The sequence below is a fragment of the Nonomuraea sp. NPDC051298 genome, assembly GCF_055586305.1.
Window position 1 is genome coordinate 1 of sequence record NZ_JBVJIM010000005.1, and the last position, 16,930, is coordinate 16,930.

Consider the following 16,930-nt stretch of genomic DNA (forward strand, 5'->3'; position numbering starts at 1 on the left):
CCAGGTGCATGGCTGGTTGGCTACGTTCGGGAGGGATAACCGCTGAAAGCATCTAAGCGGGAAGCTTGCCTTGAGATGAGGTCTCCCACCCCTGTGAGGGGGGTAAGGCTCCCGGGTGATGACCGGGTTGATAGGCCGGAGGTGGAAGCGCGGTAACGTGTGGAGCTGACCGGTACTAATAGGCCGAGGACTTGACCACAAAGCAGTTTTTCTTGCTCGCGTCCACTAGGCAATTCTGAGACAGCAAATGGGCTGTTTCGGAGGGTTACGGCGGTTATGGCGGGAAGGAAACACCCGGTTACATTCCGAACCCGGAAGTTAAGCTTCTCTGCGCCGATGGTACTGCACTCGGGAGGGTGTGGGAGAGTAGGTCACCGCCGGACAATCATTTCGGGAATGGGTCTGACACGGTTTGTGTCGGGCCCTTCCTGCATTTCCGGACTCCTTTTCTTCTTCGTCTTCTTTCTTCGGCGGGTTGTGGGGGGAGGCTGGTTGGGGGTTGTCGTGGCTGTTTGAAGGGTTGTGGTTGTGGGGTGGTGGGGTTTGGCTGGGTGGTGGGGGTGTGTGTTTGGTGGGCCTGGCCGGGGTGGCTGGGCCCTTTTCTGTTTTCCGGGGGTTGGTGCTCGCTGTTGGTTCTGGGGTGGTGGTTGGTCTTGTTGGTGGGGGTCGGTGGGTGTGGGGTTGGCGGTTGGTCGGGGCGGAGGGGGTGTTGTGGGGGTTGGGGGTGGTTGTTGGGGGGATGTGAGGATTCATCGGAGATTGGGGTTGTTTGTCTAGCGGGGTGGGGGGAGTTTTCGTGATAATGCTCGGGTGATCACGGCCGGGGTGAAGGCGGCGGCTCGACTGGTCATGGCGCTTGCCCTGGTTATGCCGATTGCGTCGGAGCAAGGGGTGGGCGGGGGCGGTTCGGTGGGGTCTGGTGTGGTGGTTGCCGGCGTCAGGGCTGGTGGTGTTGGTGTGGGTGGTGGGGAGCTGGTGGCGGTGGCCAAGGTGGCGGGTGTGTCGCGGGTGCCGGGGGAGAAGATATCCGCGCGGCTTGACCGGTATCTGGCCGGGCGGGCCGGGGCGGCGACGGCCATGGTGAAGGACCTGGGTACGGGCCAGGTGTATCGGTATCACGCGGGCGAGCGGCTGATCACGGCCAGTACGGCGAAGGTGCAGATTCTCATGGCGTTGCTGTTGCGTACGTCATGGAAGAAGTTGCCGGCGGGGGTCAGGCGGGATGCCGAGATGATGATCCGCTACAGCGACAACCATGCGGCCGACCGGTTGTGGTCACGGATCGGGGGCGCGGGCGGGTTCACCGCGGCCGGGAAGAGGTTCGGGCTGAAGCACACGCAGGGGGTGCCGGGGGACTGCCTCGACCTGTACTGCTGGGGGATCACCAAGACGTCCGTGGACGACCAGGTGCGGCTGATGGCGGCGCTGGTGTCCGAGCGGAGCCCGCTCAAGAAGGGTGACCGGGAGCAGGTGCTCAGGCTCATGGGCGCGGTCATCGACGGCCAGGACTGGGGTATCAGCGCCGCCGCGTGTGAGGGGGACCGGGTGGCGCTGAAGAACGGCTGGCTGAAGCGGGTCTCGACCAAGCGCTGGGCCACGATCAGCGTGGGGCTGATCAGGAGTGACGGGCGCGACTACGCCGTTGCCGTACTCACCGAGGGAAGTCCCGAGGTAGGGTACGGCATCGCGACGGTCGAAGGTGTGGCAAAGCGGATTATGCAGGATTTTCGGAAGTGCCGGGCGTGACCAGCCGATAGCCCACCCCGCGTACGGTCTGGATGAGCTGGTCGTCCTCGTCGCCGAGACGTGCCCGCAGTCGTTTGACGTGCACCGCGATCGTGTTCGTCGAGGTGTTCGCGGCGGCGTGCCAGACGTGGCGCATGATCTGCTCGCGGGTGACCGTGCGGTCGGCGTTGCGCATGAGGTACTGCAACAGCTCGAACTCACGCAACGGCAGGTGCACGGCCCGCCCGCTGACGCGTACTTGGTAAGCCTGTACGTCCAGCTCGACCCCGCCCACGGCGAGCACCTTGCGGGACTCGGGCGAGGCCGCCTGGATGAACGGCAGCAGTTCGGGCACCCGGTAGGGCCTGGCCACGCAGGCGGCCGCGCCTGCCGCGAGTGCGCGTACCGCTTGCTCGGCGTGTCCCTCTCCCACGCCGAGCAGCACGGGTACGGCTCGCGCCAGCCGCACCGCGCGTACGAACTCCACTGCGTCGATGACCGGGAGCGTGGCCGAGACGAGTACCACGTCCGGCTGCAGGGCTCCGGCCTGCAGCAGCCCCTGAGCACCGTCGGAGGCACCGGTGACGGCCACGCCCTCGCGTTCGAGGGCGGTGGCCACCTCCTCCACCACGGCGCCGTCGGGGTCGGCGATGAGCAGTACGGGCTTGGTCCTCGTGTCCCCGTTCATCGTGGATGCCGCCTGCTGTGGGGTCATCAGCCGAAGCGCCCCGTGATGTAGTCCTCCGTGGCCTTCTGCGTGGGGTTGGTGAACATGCGGGAGGTCTCGTCCATCTCGATCACCTTGCCGGGCTTGCCCTGCTCGGCGAGGTTGAAGAACGCGGTCCGGTCGCTGACGCGGGCGGCCTGCTGCATGTTGTGGGTCACGATGACGATCGTGTACTGGTCCTTCAGCTTGGCCATCAGGTCCTCGATGGCCAGCGTGGAGATCGGGTCGAGCGCCGAGCACGGCTCGTCCATCAGCAGCACCTGCGGCTTGACCGCGATAGCGCGGGCGATGCAGAGCCGCTGCTGCTGACCGCCGGACAGGCCGGCGCCGGGCTTGCTGAGGCGGTCCTTGACCTCGTTCCAGAGGTTGGCGCCCTTGAGCGACTCCTCCACGACGCTGTCGCTCTCCGACTTGCTGACGCGGCCGTTGAGCTTGAGCCCGGCGGCCACGTTCTCGTAGATCGACATCGTGGGGAACGGGTTGGGGCGCTGGAAGACCATGCCGATCATCCGGCGGACGGAGACGGGCTCGATGGTGGGGGCGTACAGGTCCTCGCCGTCGAGCAGCACCTTGCCCTCCACGCGCGCACCGGGGATCACCTCGTGCATGCGGTTGAGCGTGCGCAGGAACGTCGACTTGCCGCATCCCGACGGGCCGATGAACGCGGTGATCGAACGGGGCTCGATGGTCATCGACACGTCTTCGATCGCCTTGTGCGACCCGTAGTACGCGTCGAGACCCGAGACCTGGATCTGCTTGGACATTGCGGTGGTTACCCCCTATCGGCCCCTGGCGGGCGCACGCCACCAGGCGATCAGGCGCGCCACCAGGTTGAGCAGCATGACGATCAGGATCAGCGTGAGGGCTCCGGTCCACGCCCGGTCGACCGCGGTGTCGTTGGGACGCGCGGCCTGGTCGAAGACGAACAGCGGCAGGCCCATCTGCGGCCCGTTGAACGGGTCGTTGTTGATGGAGTTGGTGAAGAACACCGTCATCAACAGCGGTGCGGTCTCACCGGCGACGCGGGCCACCGCCAGCATGACGCCGGTGACGATGCCGGTGAACGCGGTCGGCAGCACGACCTTGCCGATGGTGCGCCACTTGGGCACGCCCAGCGCGTACGAGGCTTCGCGCAGGTCGTTGGGCACCAGCCGGAGCATCTCCTCGGCGGACCTGACGACCGTCGGCATCATCAGGATCGACAGCGCGATCGCGCCCGCCCAGCCGGAGAACGGGAAGCCGAGGAACAGGATCCAGAACGCGAAGACGAACAGGCCGGAAACGACTGAAGGGACGCCGGTCATGACGTCCACGAAGAAGCTGATGGCGCGGCTCAGCCGGCCCCCGTTGCCGTATTCGACCAGATAGATCGCGGTGAACAGGCCGATCGGGACCGAGATGAGCGAGGCGAGCAGAACCTGTTCCAGCGTGCCGATGATCGCGTGGTACGCGCCGCCGCCGGCGTCTCTGGCACCGATGCCGTTCATGGAGTGGGTGAGGAACTCCATGTCGAAGCGGCCGATGCCGTTGGAGATCACCAGCCAGAGCACCGAGATCAAGGGGATCACGGCCAGCACGAACGCCAGGTAGACCAGGCCCTGGACGACCCTGTCCTTGATCCGGCGGCCGGTTGAGATGTGCTGAATCGTCATGCGCCGGCCCTCGCGAACTCCTTGCGGCGGTTGATGACCATCCGAGCCGCCATGTTGACCAGCAACGTGATGATGAACAGCACCAGACCGGAGGCGATCAGGGCGCCCCGGCCCATCTCGGTGGCCTCGCCGAACCCGTTGGCGATGTTGGCGGCGATGCTGTTGGCGTGCGGGGTGAGGATCTCGATGCTGATGTCGAAGGTGGCCGGGAAGATCAGCGCGACCGCGATGGTCTCGCCCATGGCCCGGCCGAGGCCGAGCATGGCGGCGCTGATGACGCCGGGGCGGCCGAAGGGCAGCACGGCCATCCTGATCATCTCCCAGCGGGTGGCGCCGAGAGCGAGCGCGGCTTCCTCGTTCATCTTCGGAGCCTGGAGGAACACCTCGCGGGAGATGGCCGCGATGATCGGCAGGATCATGATGGCCAGCACGATCGCGCCGGCGAGCATGGTCTTGCCGCCGATGACGCCTTCGCCGGCGAACAGCGGGAACCAGCCGAAATGCTCGTTGACCCACTGCGACGGGGTCCTGATGAGGGGCACCAGGAACGCCACGCCCCACAGGCCGTAGACGACGCTGGGGACGGCGGCGAGCAGGTCGATCAGGTAGCCGAGGGGGGCCGCGAGCCTGCGGGGGGCGTAGTGAGAGATGAACAGCGCGACGCCGACCGCGATCGGGGTGGCGATGACGAGCGCGAGCGCCGAGCTGAACACGGTGCCGAACGCGAGCGCTCCGATGCCGAACACGCCGCTGCTGTTCGGTTCCCAGATCAAGTCGGTGAAGAAGTTGCCCTTGTTCGCCTGCAACGCGGGCAGCGCCTCGCTGATGAGGAACACGGCGATGGCCGCCATGATCGCCAGCAGCAGGACGCCGGCCCCGGTGGCGGTGATGCGGAAGGGGCTCTCACCGTGGCTGCGCCGCGAGGCGAACCGGCTCTCGGCCGGTCCGCCGTCACGGGTACGTACGTTTGTTGTCATGGGGGGTTAGGAGATCGCCTCGACCGCGGTCCGGACCTTCGTGAGCAGTTCGCCCGACAGGGGGGCGTAGCCGAGCTCCTTCAGCGCGGCCTGGCCCTCGTCGCTGGCGGTGTAGGTGAGGAAGCTCTTGACGACCTTCGACTCCTCGGCCGGCAGGCCCTTCTCGCAGGTGATCTCGTAGGTCACCAGGACGATCGGGTAGGCGCCCGGGGTCTTGGTGGCGTAGTCGATCGACAGGGCGAGGTCGTTGCCGGTGCCCTTGACCTCGGCGGTCTCGACCGTCTTGGCCGCGCTCTCCGGGGTCAGCTCGACGAACTCACCGGCGCCGTTGGAGACCTTGGCCTTCTGCAGCCCGGAGTTCTCGGCGTAGGAGAGCTCGACGTAGCTGATCGCGCCCTCGGAGTCCTTCACGCTGGCGGCGATCTGGTCGGAGCCCTTCGCGCCCTGGCCCTTGGCCTCGGCGGGCCAGGCCTTGGCCGGCTCGTACGGCCAGTCGGCCTCGGCGGTGGCCTTGAGGAACTTGGTGAAGTTGTCGCTGGTGCCCGACTCGTCGGAGCGGTGGACCGCCACGATCGGGGTGGACGGCAGCGTGGCGCTGGGGTTGTCGGCCTTGATGGCGGCGTCGTCCCACTTGGTGATCTTGCTGTTGAAGATGCCGGCGAGCGTCTTGGGGGAGAGCTGGAGGCCCTCGGCGCCGGGCAGGTTGTAGACGACCGCGACGGGGCCGGTCACCATCGGGATGTTGATCGCCTTGCCGGTCTTGCACCGGGCGTCGGCCTGGGCGGGCTCGTCTTCCTTGAGCGCCGAGTCGGAGCCGGCGAAGGAGACCGTGCCCTGGATGAACGCCTGCACACCGGCGCCCGAGCCGCTCGGCTGGTAGTTCAGGGTCACACCAGGGTTCGTGGCCGTGAAGTTCTTCGTCCACTCGGTGATCGCGTTCGCCTGGGCGGAGGAGCCCGCGGCGTTGATCGTGCCACTCACAGCGTTGTCATTGCCCGCCGCGGGCGCACTGGCACTGGCAGAGCTGGTGGTCCCGCTGCCTGCGTTGTTGTCTGTGCCGCACGCAGCGAGCGAGAGCGCGCCGACGACGGCGACGGCGGCGAGCCGGCCTGCATACTTCACGGTTGGGTTCCTCCCACTTGGTCCTTAGTCGTTTGGAAAGCTATGCAGGCAAGGTGACTCGGACCCCCCACCATGGGTGAACGTTCGGTGAACGCGCCAGGTCACCCTCATGATGGGTGCTATGACCTATCGCGTATGCCTAGTGTGCATGGGGAACATCTGCCGGTCGCCGATGGCCGAGGTCGTGTTGCGCCGGACGCTCGAGAACCGCGGACTGGGCGGAAGTGTCGTCGTCGACAGCGCGGGGACCGGCGGGTGGCACGCCGGAGATCCCATGGACGAGCGGGCGCTGGAGATCCTCGCCCGGCACGGGTACGACGGCTCGGCGCACCGGGCCAGGCAGTTCACCGAAGACTGGTTCGACCGCTACGACCTCGTGCTGGCCATGGACCGGGACAACCTGTCCAATCTGCGGCGGCTGGCGTCAGCGGGGGCGAAGGTGCGGTTGTTCCGGTCGTTCGATCCGGCATCGCCCGAGGGGGCCGAGGTGCCGGATCCGTACTACGGCGGCCGTGAGGGGTTCGAGGAGGTGCTCGGGCTGGTCGAGGCCGCCGCCGAGGGCGTGGCCAAGCACGTCGCCGATGAGATTCACTGACGATCTGGGGTCGTCGCACGGCCGCCGGCTGCGCCGGGGCGTGCTGGACGACGGGCGTGAGGTCTTCGCGAAGAGCGGCCCGGCCTCCGAGGGCTTCGCCTCGGAGGCCGCCGGGCTGCGCTGGCTGGGCGAGGCCGCCGCGGTGCCCGAGGTGATCGACGTGCGGCCCGACCGGCTCGTGCTGTCCTGGGTACGCCAGGAGCCGCCCGGTCCGGCCGCCGCCGAGCGGTTCGGGCGCTCGCTGGCCCGGTTGCACCGCGCGGGAGCGCCGGGTTTCGGCGCCCCGTGGCCGGGCTTCATCGCCGAGCTGCCCATGGACAACTCGCCCGCCGCCGACTGGCCGGCGTTCTACGTGGAGCGGCGGGTGCTGCCGTTCCTGCGTACGGCGCGGCTGGGGGCCTCGGATGCCGCGCTCGTGGAACGGGCCGTCGGACGCCTGGCGGAGGTCGCCGGGCCCGCGGAGCCGCCCGCGCGGATCCACGGGGACCTGTGGAGCGGGAACGTGTTGTGGTCGGGCGGGGACGGCGTGCTGATCGATCCGGCGGCCCACGGCGGGCATCGGGAGACCGATCTGGCGATGCTGGACCTGTTCGGGCTGCCGTATCTCGATCGGGTGCTGGGGGCGTACCGGGAGGAGTTTCCGCTTGCGGAGGGGTGGCGGGAGCGGGTGGCGGTGCACCAGCTCCATCCGCTGCTGGTGCACGTGGTGTTGTTCGGCGGGGCGTACCGGGAGAGCCTCATGGGCGCGGTGCGGCGGGTGCTGGCGCTTTAGCCGCAGTTGTCCGCGCCTGACTTGCGTCTGCGGTAGGCGCGTTGCTGACAGGCCCGGGAGCAGTAGACGCGGGGACGGCCGGACGCGGCGGGCTCCAGTGGGGTGCCACACTCGGGGCAGATTTCGTCACGGGATTCGTCACGCTCTCGGACGAGGGTCTCGACGCCGTCGAGGAGGCGGCGCAGGCCGAACTCGAAGGAGTCCTCCGGGGGGTCCCAGCCGCCGGTCTCCCACAGGCGGGTGATCGTGGGGTATTGGCCGAGGCGCTCGTACAGGGAGTCGCGGCCGCCCCACCACTCCTCCTCCGACACGCCACTGCGGCGCTCCTCGCGCTGGATCTCGACCAGGGTCAGGGCCTCGGCGTCCACGAAGCGGCCGAGCAGGCCGACGACCGCGATCACCTCGGACGGCCTGAGCGCCGTGCCGGTCAGGGTGGCGAGCATGCGCTCGTAGTGGGCGACGGCGTTGGGGCCGGGGAGGTGGCGGGTGCCGCGTACCTCGGCCATCCAGGGGTGGCGTCGGCAGGTGCGCCACGTCTGCCTGGTCACCGCCTCCAGGGCGGCCCGCCAGCCGGCCGCCGGCGGGCGCTCCGGCTCCGTGACCTGCCCCGTCATCTGCCCCGTCATCTGCCCCGTCATCTGCTCTGTGGCCCGCTCGCCGATGACCTCGTCGAGCATCAGGTCGAGTAGCTGGTCGCGGCCTGGGACGTGGCGGTAGAGGGACATGGTCGTGAAGCCGAGCCGGTCGGCGACCTTGCGCATGGACAGGCCGTCGAGTCCCTCCGCGTCGGCCAGCTCGATGGCGGCGCGCACGATCCTGCCCAGGCTCAGCCCGGCGCGCGGCTCGCGCTCGCCTTCGCGCCACAACAGCTCGACCCCGTCGTCCGGATTCCCCATGCTTCTAGTTTATGGTGTAGTAGTTGGTGTACCACATAAACAACGGAAGGCGGCTCAGATGTTTCACTTCCACGTCGATCCCGGAGGCGACGACTCCTCGCCGGGCTCCGCAGAACGACCGTTCGCGACTCTCGAACGCGCCCGGTCGGCGGCCCGCGAGGCTCCTGGCGCGGCGGTCGTCCTGCTCAGGGGCGGGACGCATGTGCAGGCGCGGCCGTTCGAGCTGACCGGCGACGACTCGGGCACCGTCTACCAGGCGTACGGCTACGGCACTCCCGAGCAGGAGGAGCCCGTCATCAGCGGCGGCCAGGTGATCACCGGCTGGCAGGAGCGGGACGGCGTCTGGCTGGCCGAGGTCGGCGACCTGCGGACCCGGCAGCTCTATGTGGACGGCCGCCGCGCCCCCCGCGCCGCCGTCCCCGGCCTGCCGGGGACGGCGGCCATGACCGAAACCGGCTACGTCACCGACAACGCGGAGCCCCTGGCGTGGCGCGGGGCCGAGTTCGTCTACCGGGGAGTCTACCCGTGGACCGAGGCCCGCCTGCCGATGGCCGGGGTCTCGGCCGACGGCGGCTCGACGGTGATCACCATGGCCCAGCCGGGCTTCGGGCTGGCCACCGAGCTGTACAACTCGACCTGGGAGGGCGCCACCTCCAACGGGCCCGGCCTGCCCACCAGCGTCGAGAACGACCCGAGCTTCCTGCGCGAGCCGGGCACCTTCGTGCTCGACCGGTCACGGGCGGGGGACCACGTGCTGATGTACCTGCCTCTTCCCGGTGAGGAGCCGGGGCGTACGCGGGTGGTCGCGCCGGTCCTGGAGCGGCTGGTGACCGTGGCCGGAGCGCGGGACGTGTCGTTCAAGGGAGTGGTGTTCGCCGAGGCCACGTGGTTGCGCCCGGATCGTCCGGAAGGCTTCCCGCACTACCACGGCAGTGGCTACTACGAGGGCGGGGGCATCGAGACGGCCTTCATCGGGGAGGACGCCTCCGTGACGTATCCGGTTGCTTCCGTCACGATTCCCGCCTGTGTGACGGCCGAGGACACGGACGGGGTGGAGATCGAGGGCTGCCGGTTCACCCGGCTCGGGGCCTCGGGGCTGGGTCTGTCCGGAGGCTCGCGGATCGCGGTACGCGGCTGCGACTTCGACACGCTCTCCGCCGGGGGCGTCGTGGTCCAGGGCAGCCGTGACACCGCGATCGAGGACAACCGGGTGCGCCGGGTGGGGCTGGAGTACAGCGGGTCGCCGGGGATCTCGGTGTCCGGCACGCGCGGCTGCGTCATCGCGCACAACGAGGTCACGGAGGTGCCCCACTGCGGCATCGTGGCCGGGCCGGGGGAGGGCACGCGCATCCTGCGCAACCTGACCGTCGACACCATGCAGGTGCTGGCCGACGGGGGCGGGATCTACCTGTCCCTCGCCCAGGGGGACTCGGAGGCCAACGGGGGCGTGGTGCGGGGGAACGTCGTCAAGGACACGCGCACGCCGTACAACTTCGGGCTCTACACCGACTATGGGGCCAGTTGGGTGACCGTGGAGGAGAACGTCGTCATGCGGGCCGACAACACGGCCGTGCTGCACGTGGCACCGCCGTTGGAGAACGTGGTGTACCGGGGGAACTTCTGGGATGCCGACCCGGTCGGGCACGATGATCCGCCGCTTGGGGTGACGTATGACGGAAATTTGACGATCCTAGATGAACAGGAGTTGAACGCCGCCACCAAGGCCATCCAGTCGCAGGCCGGGCTGCGCCACCCACGCCCATAGCCCGGTTTCAGCGGTTCTGTGTGTTTCCGGCCCTCCTGGGAGCCGGAGCGCCGTGCGGTGAGGTGGCGACGACCGGCCGTGGGGGCGGTGGGCCGGACGCCGCTGCGGGGTCGGATCGGATCCTGGGCAGGGGGTGAATCAGGTTCTGAGGGTGGTGCCGTTGAGGCGGTCGATCACCTCGTTGTGCAGGACGCCGTTGGTGCACACCAGGCTGCCGCCCTCCAGCCCCTTCACGCCGGCGACGTCCGTCCAGGCGCCGCCCGCCTCCTCGACGATCACGGTGAGCGCCGCCATGTCCCACGGTGACAGCTCCGGCTCGGCCGACAGGTCCACCGATCCCTCGGCGACCATCATGTGTGACCAGAAGTCCCCGTACGCCCGCGTACGCCAGCAGGCCCGGCCAAGGTCGAGGAAGTTCTCGAGCTTGCCGGCCTTCTCCCACCCGCCGAAGCTCGAGTACGAGAACGAGGCGTCCTCCAGCGCGGAGACCGAGGACACGTGCATGCGGGACGCCTTGGTCAGGCTCTTGCCCGTCCACGCCCCGCCGTCGGCCGCCGCCCACCAGCGCCGGCCGAGGGCGGGGGCCGAGACGAGGCCGACGACGACCTTGCCGTACTCCATGAGCGCGATCAGGGTGGCCCACACGGGGACGCCGCGTACGTAGTTCTTGGTGCCGTCGATGGGATCGATGATCCACGACCGGGCTCCCCACCCGGTCTTGCCGAACTCCTCGCCCACCACCGCATCGCGCGGCCTGGCGCGACGGAGCGTGCCCCGGATGGCCTCCTCCACGGCGCGGTCGGCGTCGCTGACCGGCGTCAGATCGGGTTTGGTCTCGACCTTGAGGTCGACCGCCTTGAACCGTCGCATGGTCAGGTCATCGGCGGCGTCCGCCATGACATGCGCGAGGCGAAGATCATCGCTGTAACCCTGCACGATCGCCCACGCTACCGTGTCGGGTATACCGAACATCAGTCACCAACACTCCTTTTCTGGTAACCCGCATTTCAGTTACCCGCCAGTAGCATGTCCATATGTCGCTAGATGTCGGTGAGCTTCTGCTGGAATCAGTCCCTTTTGCCCGGAATCTGGGCATCGTTTTTGAATCGGTGGCGGATGGGCGGGCCATTTGCCGGGTGCCCGATCGGGCCGATCTGCACAACCACGTCGGCGGGCCGCACGCAGGGGTGCTCTTCACGCTCGCGGAGTCCGCGTCGGGGGCCGCCGTACTGTCGTCCTTGGGAGACCAGCTCAGCCGGGCGGTGCCGTTGCCCACCACGGCCACCATCGAGTACCGGAAGGTGGCTTCCGGAGAGGTACGGGCCGAGGCCCGGCTGCTGGCCGACCGCGACGAGGTCGTGGCCAGGCTCGACGTGGGGGAGCGGCCGGTGTTCGACGTGGCGGTGGAGGTGACGAACTCCGAGGGCGTCGTGGTCGCTGCCCTGACCGTCACCTGGACGCTGCGTCCGAACCGGCCCGCCGGCTGACCGCCGAGAGCGCTCGCGGTTCATGATCGGGCATGACCGCCTCGGTCCGAGCCGCGTCTGTCTCACGCGCCGCGTCGGTGGGTCGGGGCGGCCCTCTGCGGGTGCGGTCGGGTGCGGTCGGGTAAGGAGACTTCACGGAGAATGTGACGTCGGCAGCGGTCGCAAGCGAGACGTCGGGAGGCTCGGCCGGAGGTCAGAGGACACTGTTGGACGCCGGAGGTCGCATGGGCAGCCATCCTGGACAACGGCAAACCTTGAGGTGGCCGCGAACATCTAAACGCACATGATGAAGACCTTAGCCCTGGGCGTGGTGGCCGCGGCGGTCACGGGAGCGCTGTTGACCAACCCCGCCGAGGCGTCCGTCAAGCAGTACACCCACCCCTGCCAGGGCGTCAGCCAATGCAGGTACGAGAAGACCGACGGTGAGATGTGGCAGGTCTCGACACCGACGAAGAACTGGAAGAAGGTCATCTACCGCTTCCACCACCTCACCAAGCGAGCCCGCTCGGTCTGCGGCAACGGCAGCGGCGACAGCGGCAAGAAGCCGCAGATCAGGATGATCCTCACGACCCCCGACAGTTCCAAGAGCAAGGTCGTCGATATCGAGGCCTCGGGACGCACCCCCCGGAAATACTGCTACTAGTGCTGTGATCGGAGCCTTTGGCCGGGTTGGCCTGCCCTTGGGTCGGCACGCGTTCCGATGAGCAGCCCGGCAAACCTTTCCGGCCACGCTAGGGAACGTGGTCGGCCGTCGGGGGACGTGTGCGGACGTCTATGGGACGTGTTCGGAAATGTGTGGCCGGACGGGTGGCGTCAGGGGGCGTGCGGTCGGCGAGGTGGGGTCAGGAGACGTCGTCGGAGATCGGCTCGCGGCGGGTGGCGGTCGGGTCGTCGGCGGTGCCCTCGCGGCTGGCCAGCAGGCGGCGCAGCGACTCCAGGCGGGCGGGATCGGCGTTGCCCGCAGCCACCCACGCGTCGAGAGCGCACTCCTCGCCCAGGTGCGCGCATCCCTTCGGGCAGTCGACCGTGCCCTCCACCAGGTCGGGGAAGGCCGCCAGCACCGTCTCCACGGACACGTGGGCCAGCCCGAAGCTGCGTATGCCGGGCGTGTCGATGATCCAGCCGCCCTCGGGCAGTTCCAGGGCCACGGCCGAGGTGGAGGTGTGGCGACCCCGGCCGGTGACCGCGTTGACATGGGAGACGGCCCGGTTGGCGTCGGGGACCAGGGCGTTGACCAGGGTGGACTTGCCGACGCCCGAATGGCCCACCAGGACGCTGATGTGGCCGGACAGGTGTTCGCGCAGCTCGTCGAGGGAGCCGCCCTTGTGGACGACCACGTGCGGCACGCCCAGCGGCTCGTAGAGGGCCACCAGCTCGTCGGGCGGCGCGAGGTCGGACTTGGTGAGGCAGAGCAGGGCGTCGATCTCGGCGTCGAAGGCCGCCACCAGGATGCGGTCGATCATGCGCGGGCGCGGCGGCGGGTCGGCCAGGGCCGTCACGATGACGAGCTGGTCGGCGTTGGCCACCACCGGGCGTTCGATTCCGTCGGTGTCCTCGGTGTCGTCGGCCGAACGGCGCAACATGGAGGTGCGCGGCTCCACGCGTACGACCCGGGCCAGCGTGTCTGGGCGGCCCGACACGTCGCCCACCAGGGCCACCCTGTCGCCCACCACGATGCCCTTGCGGCCCAGCTCGCGGGCCTTCATGGCGACCACCAGCCGGGGCTGCGGCGGCTTGCGCTTCTGGGCCGAGCCCTTCGGGCGCTCGGGCTCGACCAGCGTCGTGTAGCGGCCCCGGTCGACGGCCACCACGAATCCTTCGACGGCGTCCTCGTGCGCGGGACGGATGCGGGTCCGGGGCCGTGAGCCCTTGCCCGGCCTGACCCGTACGTCGTCCTCGTCGTACTCCCGCTTACTCAGCGGTCCGCTCCCATGCGCTCGCTTCCCTTCCTCGGTGTCCTTGGTGGTGTCGGTGTGCTTGGTGTGTCGTCTCGCGTGTGTGGGGTGAGAGTGGTGCGGCCTCCCGCGATCGCGAGGCCGTCTGGGCGCGCGGCGCGCCGACGCCTCGCCTGCCCGGCGCACTTGTGCCCGTGCCCGTGCCCGGCGCACGTGCGGATGGTGTCCGTGTGGTCGGCGTTCGTGCGGTGGGTACGCGTATCGCTGATGTCCGTGCGGCCGGTGCGCGCGTCATCGGTGTGGGTGTCACCGGCGAGGGTGTCACCAGTGAATGCGTCGTCGGCAGGCGTGTCGTCGGTACGCGTGTGGCCAGTGCACGTGTGGCCAGCGCACGTGTGGTGCGGGCCCGCGAGGCGGGTGTTCGTCGTGCTCCAGCCCGGTCTGCGGCCCCTGGAAGGCCGTTGGAGCGTCCCGCCAGTGCCAGTGCCAGTGCCAGTGTCCGTGCCCACGCCCGTGCCCCTGCCCGTGGTGTACGGATGCGGACGCGCGTGCGGCTGGGCGGTGTCGGTGGTGGGCGGGTGGGCGGTGCTGGTGGTGAACTGGTGCGGGGCGCAGGTGGTTGGCTGGTGTGGGGCGTCGGTGGTGGGTTGGTTGGTGTGAGCGGTGCCTGCGGTGCGGACGTCACCCGGAAGTGCACGGGTGACGGCAGGCCGGTGGAACTCGTGATCGCCATGCGGACGGTGCGGACGGCGCGCTGTCACGCGTCGCCCTTTTCCGACGTGCCCGGCGCTTTCCGGGTGAAACCAGCGTTTGCGGGCCCGAACGCGTCAGCCCAGCTCACACGGGTCGGGTCGGCCCAGCTCGCGCAGGTCACCGCGCCCGCCGTCATCGGGATCCCAGCATCGCCGCCCACATCTGGACGAACTCCGGCAGGGTCTTGGCGGTCGTCGCGATGTTCTCCACCTCGACGCCGGGCACCGCCAGGCCGATCACGGCTCCGGCTGTGGCCATGCGGTGGTCGTCGTAGCTGTGGAAGGTGCCGCCGTGCAGCGGGCGGGGGCGGATGAGCAGGCCGTCGTCGGTCTCCTCGACGTCGCCGCCGAGTCGGTTGATCTCGGTGGCCAGCGCGGCGAGGCGGTCGGTCTCGTGGCCGCGCAGGTGGCTCACGCCCCGGATGCGGCTCGGTGTGGAGGCCAGCGCCGCGATGGCGGCGATGGTCGGGGTCAGCTCGCCCACCTCGTGGAGATCGGCGTCGATGCCGATGATCTCGCCCGTGCCCGTGACCACCAGGTCGGAGACGGCCCCGGACGCGACCGGGGAGGCGGTCTCGGAGTCGGCCGGGGAGACGACCTCGGAGTCGGCGGGCGAGACGGACTCGGAGTGCGTGGCGGCGGAGGAGCGGGTGACCGTCGCGCCCATGGCGGTGAGCAGGCCGCGCAGGGCGTCGCCCGGCTGAGTGGTGCGCGCCGGCCAGGCGGGGATGGTCACCGTGCCGCCCGTCACCAGCGCCGCCGCCAGGAAGGGGGCCGCGTTGGACAGGTCGGGCTCGACCGTAAGGTCTCTGGCCGCGATCGGGCCGGGCGCGACCCGCCACACCTCGGGCTCGCCGTCGTCGACCGCGACGCCCGCGGCCCTGAGCATCTCCACGGTCATCTCGATGTGCGGCTGCGAGGGCACCGGCGGGCCCACGTGGCGGATCGTGACGCCCTTCTCGAACCGCGCCGCCGTCAGCAGCAGGCCGGAGACGAACTGCGACGAGCCCGACGCGTCGAGCGTGACCTCGCCGCCCACCGGCGGCCCGCTGATCGTGAACGGCAGGGCGTCGTTGTCGATGCGCGCCCCGAGCGAGCGCAGCGCGTCGAGGATGGGGCCCATGGGGCGCTTGCGCGCGTGCGGGTCGCCGTCGAAGGAGACGGGACCGTCGGCGAGGGCGGCCATCGGCGGCACGAAACGCATGACCGTGCCCGCCAGCCCGGCGTCGATGTGCGCCCCGCCGTGGATCGGGCCGGGCGTCACCCGCCAGTCGACGCTCGCCGCGCTCTCCCGCATGGGCTCCAGCGTCGTGCCGAGCGCCCGTAGCGCCGCCACCATCAGGTCGGCGTCGCGGCTGCGCAGCGCCTGGCGCACGACCCCGGGGCCGTCGGCGAGCGCGGCGAGCAGGAGCGCGCGGTTGGTGACCGACTTGGAGCCGGGCAGGGTGACGGTGGCGGTGACCGGGGTGGCCGCCGTCGGTGCGGGCCAGTGCGGAGCGGGCATGGTCAAAGGGTACTGGCCGTGGCGGGGCGGGGGTCACAGGCTGTGGATAACGACTGGCTCACTGTCGCTGTCTGTGCATGACGGGCCTCCAGAGATCGGCTCCTCCAGAGATCGGCTCTTCGCTGAGATCGGCTCCTTCAGAGGTCAGGCTCCCTCCACGGGACAGGGCGCCCGGCTGGGCGACACGCCGTGTCACACCCGCCGCGTCCAGCGGTACGACGCGCGGGTGGCGTGGCGCGTGCCGAGGCAAACATGCGATCGAAAGCCTGGCATGGCAGTGTGGGGTCATGTGCGGTAGATACGCCTCGGCGCGCAAGAAGCACGAGTTGCTCGAGGAGTTCCAGGTCGAGCAGGACGCCGAGCCAGACAAGGAGCTCGGCGCCGACTTCAACGTCGCCCCCACCAAGAACGTCTACGCCGTGCTCAGCCGCGTTCCCAAGGAGGCCGAGCGGGCCGTGCGCCAGCTCAGGGTCGTGAAGTGGGGCCTGGTGCCGGCCTGGGCCAAGGATCCGTCGATCGGGTCGCGGCTGATCAACGCCAGGGCCGAGACGCTGGCCGAGAAGCCGTCGTTCCGCCAGGCGTTCGCCAAGCGCCGGTGCCTGCTCCCGGCCGACGGCTACTTCGAGTGGATGCCGGTCGAGGGGGAAAAGAAGAAGAAACAGCCGTACTTCATCCATCCGGCCGACGGCGGCGTCCTGGCCATGGCCGGTCTGTACGAGTTCTGGAAGGACCCGTCGCGCGACGACGACGACCCGCTCAAGTGGCTGGTCACCTGCACCGTCATCACCACCGACGCCGAGGACCACCTGGGCCGCATCCACGACAGGATGCCCATGATGATCGACCGGGAGCACTGGGCCGAGTGGCTCGACCCCAAGCTGACCGACACCTCCAGGGCCGCGGGCCTGCTGGTGCCCGCCGAGTCGGGCCGGCTCACCGCGTACGCGGTCTCGGCCGACGTCAACAACGTCCGTAACAATGGCCCGGACCTCATCAAACCTCTTCAGGAAGAGGGGGAAACGGCCCTTTTCTAAAGGTGTAAGAGGCACGGTAAATGGGCA

At 69.4% G+C, this 16,930-nt stretch carries 16 protein-coding genes and 2 rRNA genes; 9 read left to right on the top strand and 9 right to left on the bottom strand.

Annotation, left to right across the window (positions count from 1 at the left end; genetic code table 11):
• From ACZ6S0_RS16975 to ACZ6S0_RS16985, 3 genes are all read left to right on the top strand, one after another.
• Positions 1–199 (top strand): 23S ribosomal RNA (locus ACZ6S0_RS16975); the annotation flags it as partial.
• 67 nt (positions 200–266) lie between these two features.
• Positions 267–383 (top strand): 5S ribosomal RNA (rrf, locus tag ACZ6S0_RS16980).
• A 427-nt stretch (positions 384–810) separates the two neighbouring features.
• A complete protein-coding gene (locus ACZ6S0_RS16985) occupies positions 811–1,746 on the top strand; it encodes a serine hydrolase (protein ID WP_465917872.1) in 936 nt (311 codons plus the stop codon).
• Here ACZ6S0_RS16985 and ACZ6S0_RS16990 read toward each other — a convergent pair.
• From ACZ6S0_RS16990 to pstS, 5 genes are read right to left on the bottom strand one after another with little or no spacing between them, the layout of a single operon-like run.
• On the bottom strand, positions 1,715–2,413 hold the full coding sequence (locus tag ACZ6S0_RS16990; RefSeq protein WP_465917874.1) for a response regulator transcription factor: 699 nt from the start codon (positions 2,411–2,413) through the stop codon (positions 1,715–1,717). The genes ACZ6S0_RS16985 and ACZ6S0_RS16990 overlap by 32 nt on opposite strands.
• Before the next feature lie 26 nt (positions 2,414–2,439).
• On the bottom strand, positions 2,440–3,216 hold the full coding sequence (pstB, locus tag ACZ6S0_RS16995; RefSeq protein WP_465917878.1) for a phosphate ABC transporter ATP-binding protein PstB: 777 nt from the start codon (positions 3,214–3,216) through the stop codon (positions 2,440–2,442).
• A 15-nt stretch (positions 3,217–3,231) separates the two neighbouring features.
• Entirely contained in the window at positions 3,232–4,104 is an 873-nt protein-coding gene (gene pstA, locus ACZ6S0_RS17000) for a phosphate ABC transporter permease PstA (RefSeq protein ID WP_465917880.1), read from the bottom strand.
• Positions 4,101–5,081: a phosphate ABC transporter permease subunit PstC gene (gene pstC, locus ACZ6S0_RS17005; protein WP_465917885.1), complete on the bottom strand. Its 981-nt coding sequence runs from the start codon at positions 5,079–5,081 to the stop codon at positions 4,101–4,103. Before pstC ends, pstA begins: the two co-directional genes overlap by 4 nt.
• A gap of 6 nt (positions 5,082–5,087) precedes the next feature.
• Positions 5,088–6,203, bottom strand: coding sequence for a phosphate ABC transporter substrate-binding protein PstS (gene pstS / locus ACZ6S0_RS17010; RefSeq protein ID WP_465917888.1), 1,116 nt, complete (start codon positions 6,201–6,203; stop codon positions 5,088–5,090).
• A gap of 121 nt (positions 6,204–6,324) precedes the next feature.
• On the opposite strand from pstS, the gene ACZ6S0_RS17015 reads away from it, so the two are divergent.
• Positions 6,325–6,798 (top strand): low molecular weight protein-tyrosine-phosphatase, encoded by a 474-nt coding sequence (locus ACZ6S0_RS17015; RefSeq protein ID WP_465917891.1) that lies wholly within the window; start codon positions 6,325–6,327, stop codon positions 6,796–6,798.
• Positions 6,785–7,570, top strand: coding sequence for a fructosamine kinase family protein (locus tag ACZ6S0_RS17020; RefSeq protein WP_465917895.1), 786 nt, complete (start codon positions 6,785–6,787; stop codon positions 7,568–7,570). Before ACZ6S0_RS17015 ends, ACZ6S0_RS17020 begins: the two co-directional genes overlap by 14 nt.
• Here ACZ6S0_RS17020 and ACZ6S0_RS17025 read toward each other — a convergent pair.
• A complete protein-coding gene (locus ACZ6S0_RS17025) occupies positions 7,567–8,466 on the bottom strand; it encodes a TetR/AcrR family transcriptional regulator (protein WP_465917898.1) in 900 nt (299 codons plus the stop codon). The genes ACZ6S0_RS17020 and ACZ6S0_RS17025 overlap by 4 nt on opposite strands.
• Before the next feature lie 58 nt (positions 8,467–8,524).
• Here ACZ6S0_RS17025 and ACZ6S0_RS17030 point away from each other — a divergent pair, with 58 nt between their 5' ends.
• Positions 8,525–10,231, top strand: coding sequence for a right-handed parallel beta-helix repeat-containing protein (locus ACZ6S0_RS17030; RefSeq protein ID WP_465917901.1), 1,707 nt, complete (start codon positions 8,525–8,527; stop codon positions 10,229–10,231).
• A 138-nt stretch (positions 10,232–10,369) separates the two neighbouring features.
• Here ACZ6S0_RS17030 and hisN read toward each other — a convergent pair whose 3' ends face one another.
• Complete coding sequence (gene hisN / locus ACZ6S0_RS17035; protein WP_465919277.1) at positions 10,370–11,167, bottom strand: histidinol-phosphatase; 798 nt, start codon at positions 11,165–11,167, stop codon at positions 10,370–10,372.
• Between the two features lie 98 nt (positions 11,168–11,265).
• Here hisN and ACZ6S0_RS17040 point away from each other — a divergent pair, with 98 nt between their 5' ends.
• Both ACZ6S0_RS17040 and ACZ6S0_RS17045 read left to right on the top strand, forming a co-directional pair.
• The gene (locus ACZ6S0_RS17040) at positions 11,266–11,718 is read left to right on the top strand and encodes a DUF4442 domain-containing protein (protein WP_465917905.1); all 453 of its coding nucleotides are present in this window, start codon (positions 11,266–11,268) and stop codon (positions 11,716–11,718) included.
• Between the two features lie 283 nt (positions 11,719–12,001).
• Positions 12,002–12,361 carry a hypothetical protein gene (locus ACZ6S0_RS17045; RefSeq protein ID WP_465917909.1) on the top strand — a complete coding sequence of 120 codons (360 nt, stop codon included), beginning with the start codon at positions 12,002–12,004 and terminating at the stop codon, positions 12,359–12,361.
• 199 nt (positions 12,362–12,560) lie between these two features.
• Here the strand turns inward: ACZ6S0_RS17045 and rsgA are convergent, their stop codons facing one another.
• Positions 12,561–13,637 carry a ribosome small subunit-dependent GTPase A gene (gene rsgA / locus ACZ6S0_RS17050; protein WP_465919280.1) on the bottom strand — a complete coding sequence of 359 codons (1,077 nt, stop codon included), beginning with the start codon at positions 13,635–13,637 and terminating at the stop codon, positions 12,561–12,563.
• 861 nt (positions 13,638–14,498) lie between these two features.
• Positions 14,499–15,869 carry a 3-phosphoshikimate 1-carboxyvinyltransferase gene (gene aroA, locus ACZ6S0_RS17055; protein WP_465917914.1) on the bottom strand — a complete coding sequence of 457 codons (1,371 nt, stop codon included), beginning with the start codon at positions 15,867–15,869 and terminating at the stop codon, positions 14,499–14,501.
• A gap of 287 nt (positions 15,870–16,156) precedes the next feature.
• Here aroA and ACZ6S0_RS17060 point away from each other — a divergent pair, with 287 nt between their 5' ends.
• Positions 16,157–16,903, top strand: a complete 747-nt coding sequence (locus tag ACZ6S0_RS17060; RefSeq protein WP_465917919.1) for an SOS response-associated peptidase — start codon at positions 16,157–16,159, stop codon at positions 16,901–16,903.
• Positions 16,904–16,930 lie beyond the last annotated feature (27 nt).

Bases quoted from the DNA above. Each gene is read 5' to 3' on its own strand.
- ACZ6S0_RS16990 (WP_465917874.1), bottom strand. From the start codon at position 2,413: ATGAACGGGGACACGAGGACCAAGCCCGTACTGCTCATCGCCGACCCC.
- pstB (WP_465917878.1), bottom strand. From the start codon at position 3,216: ATGTCCAAGCAGATCCAGGTCTCGGGTCTCGACGCGTACTACGGGTCG.
- pstA (WP_465917880.1), bottom strand. From the start codon at position 4,104: ATGACGATTCAGCACATCTCAACCGGCCGCCGGATCAAGGACAGGGTC.
- pstC (WP_465917885.1), bottom strand. From the start codon at position 5,081: ATGACAACAAACGTACGTACCCGTGACGGCGGACCGGCCGAGAGCCGG.
- ACZ6S0_RS17015 (WP_465917891.1), top strand. From the start codon at position 6,325: ATGACCTATCGCGTATGCCTAGTGTGCATGGGGAACATCTGCCGGTCG.
- ACZ6S0_RS17020 (WP_465917895.1), top strand. From the start codon at position 6,785: ATGAGATTCACTGACGATCTGGGGTCGTCGCACGGCCGCCGGCTGCGC.
- ACZ6S0_RS17025 (WP_465917898.1), bottom strand. From the start codon at position 8,466: ATGGGGAATCCGGACGACGGGGTCGAGCTGTTGTGGCGCGAAGGCGAG.
- ACZ6S0_RS17030 (WP_465917901.1), top strand. From the start codon at position 8,525: ATGTTTCACTTCCACGTCGATCCCGGAGGCGACGACTCCTCGCCGGGC.
- ACZ6S0_RS17040 (WP_465917905.1), top strand. From the start codon at position 11,266: ATGTCGCTAGATGTCGGTGAGCTTCTGCTGGAATCAGTCCCTTTTGCC.
- ACZ6S0_RS17045 (WP_465917909.1), top strand. From the start codon at position 12,002: ATGATGAAGACCTTAGCCCTGGGCGTGGTGGCCGCGGCGGTCACGGGA.
- aroA (WP_465917914.1), bottom strand. From the start codon at position 15,869: ATGCCCGCTCCGCACTGGCCCGCACCGACGGCGGCCACCCCGGTCACC.
- ACZ6S0_RS17060 (WP_465917919.1), top strand. From the start codon at position 16,157: ATGTGCGGTAGATACGCCTCGGCGCGCAAGAAGCACGAGTTGCTCGAG.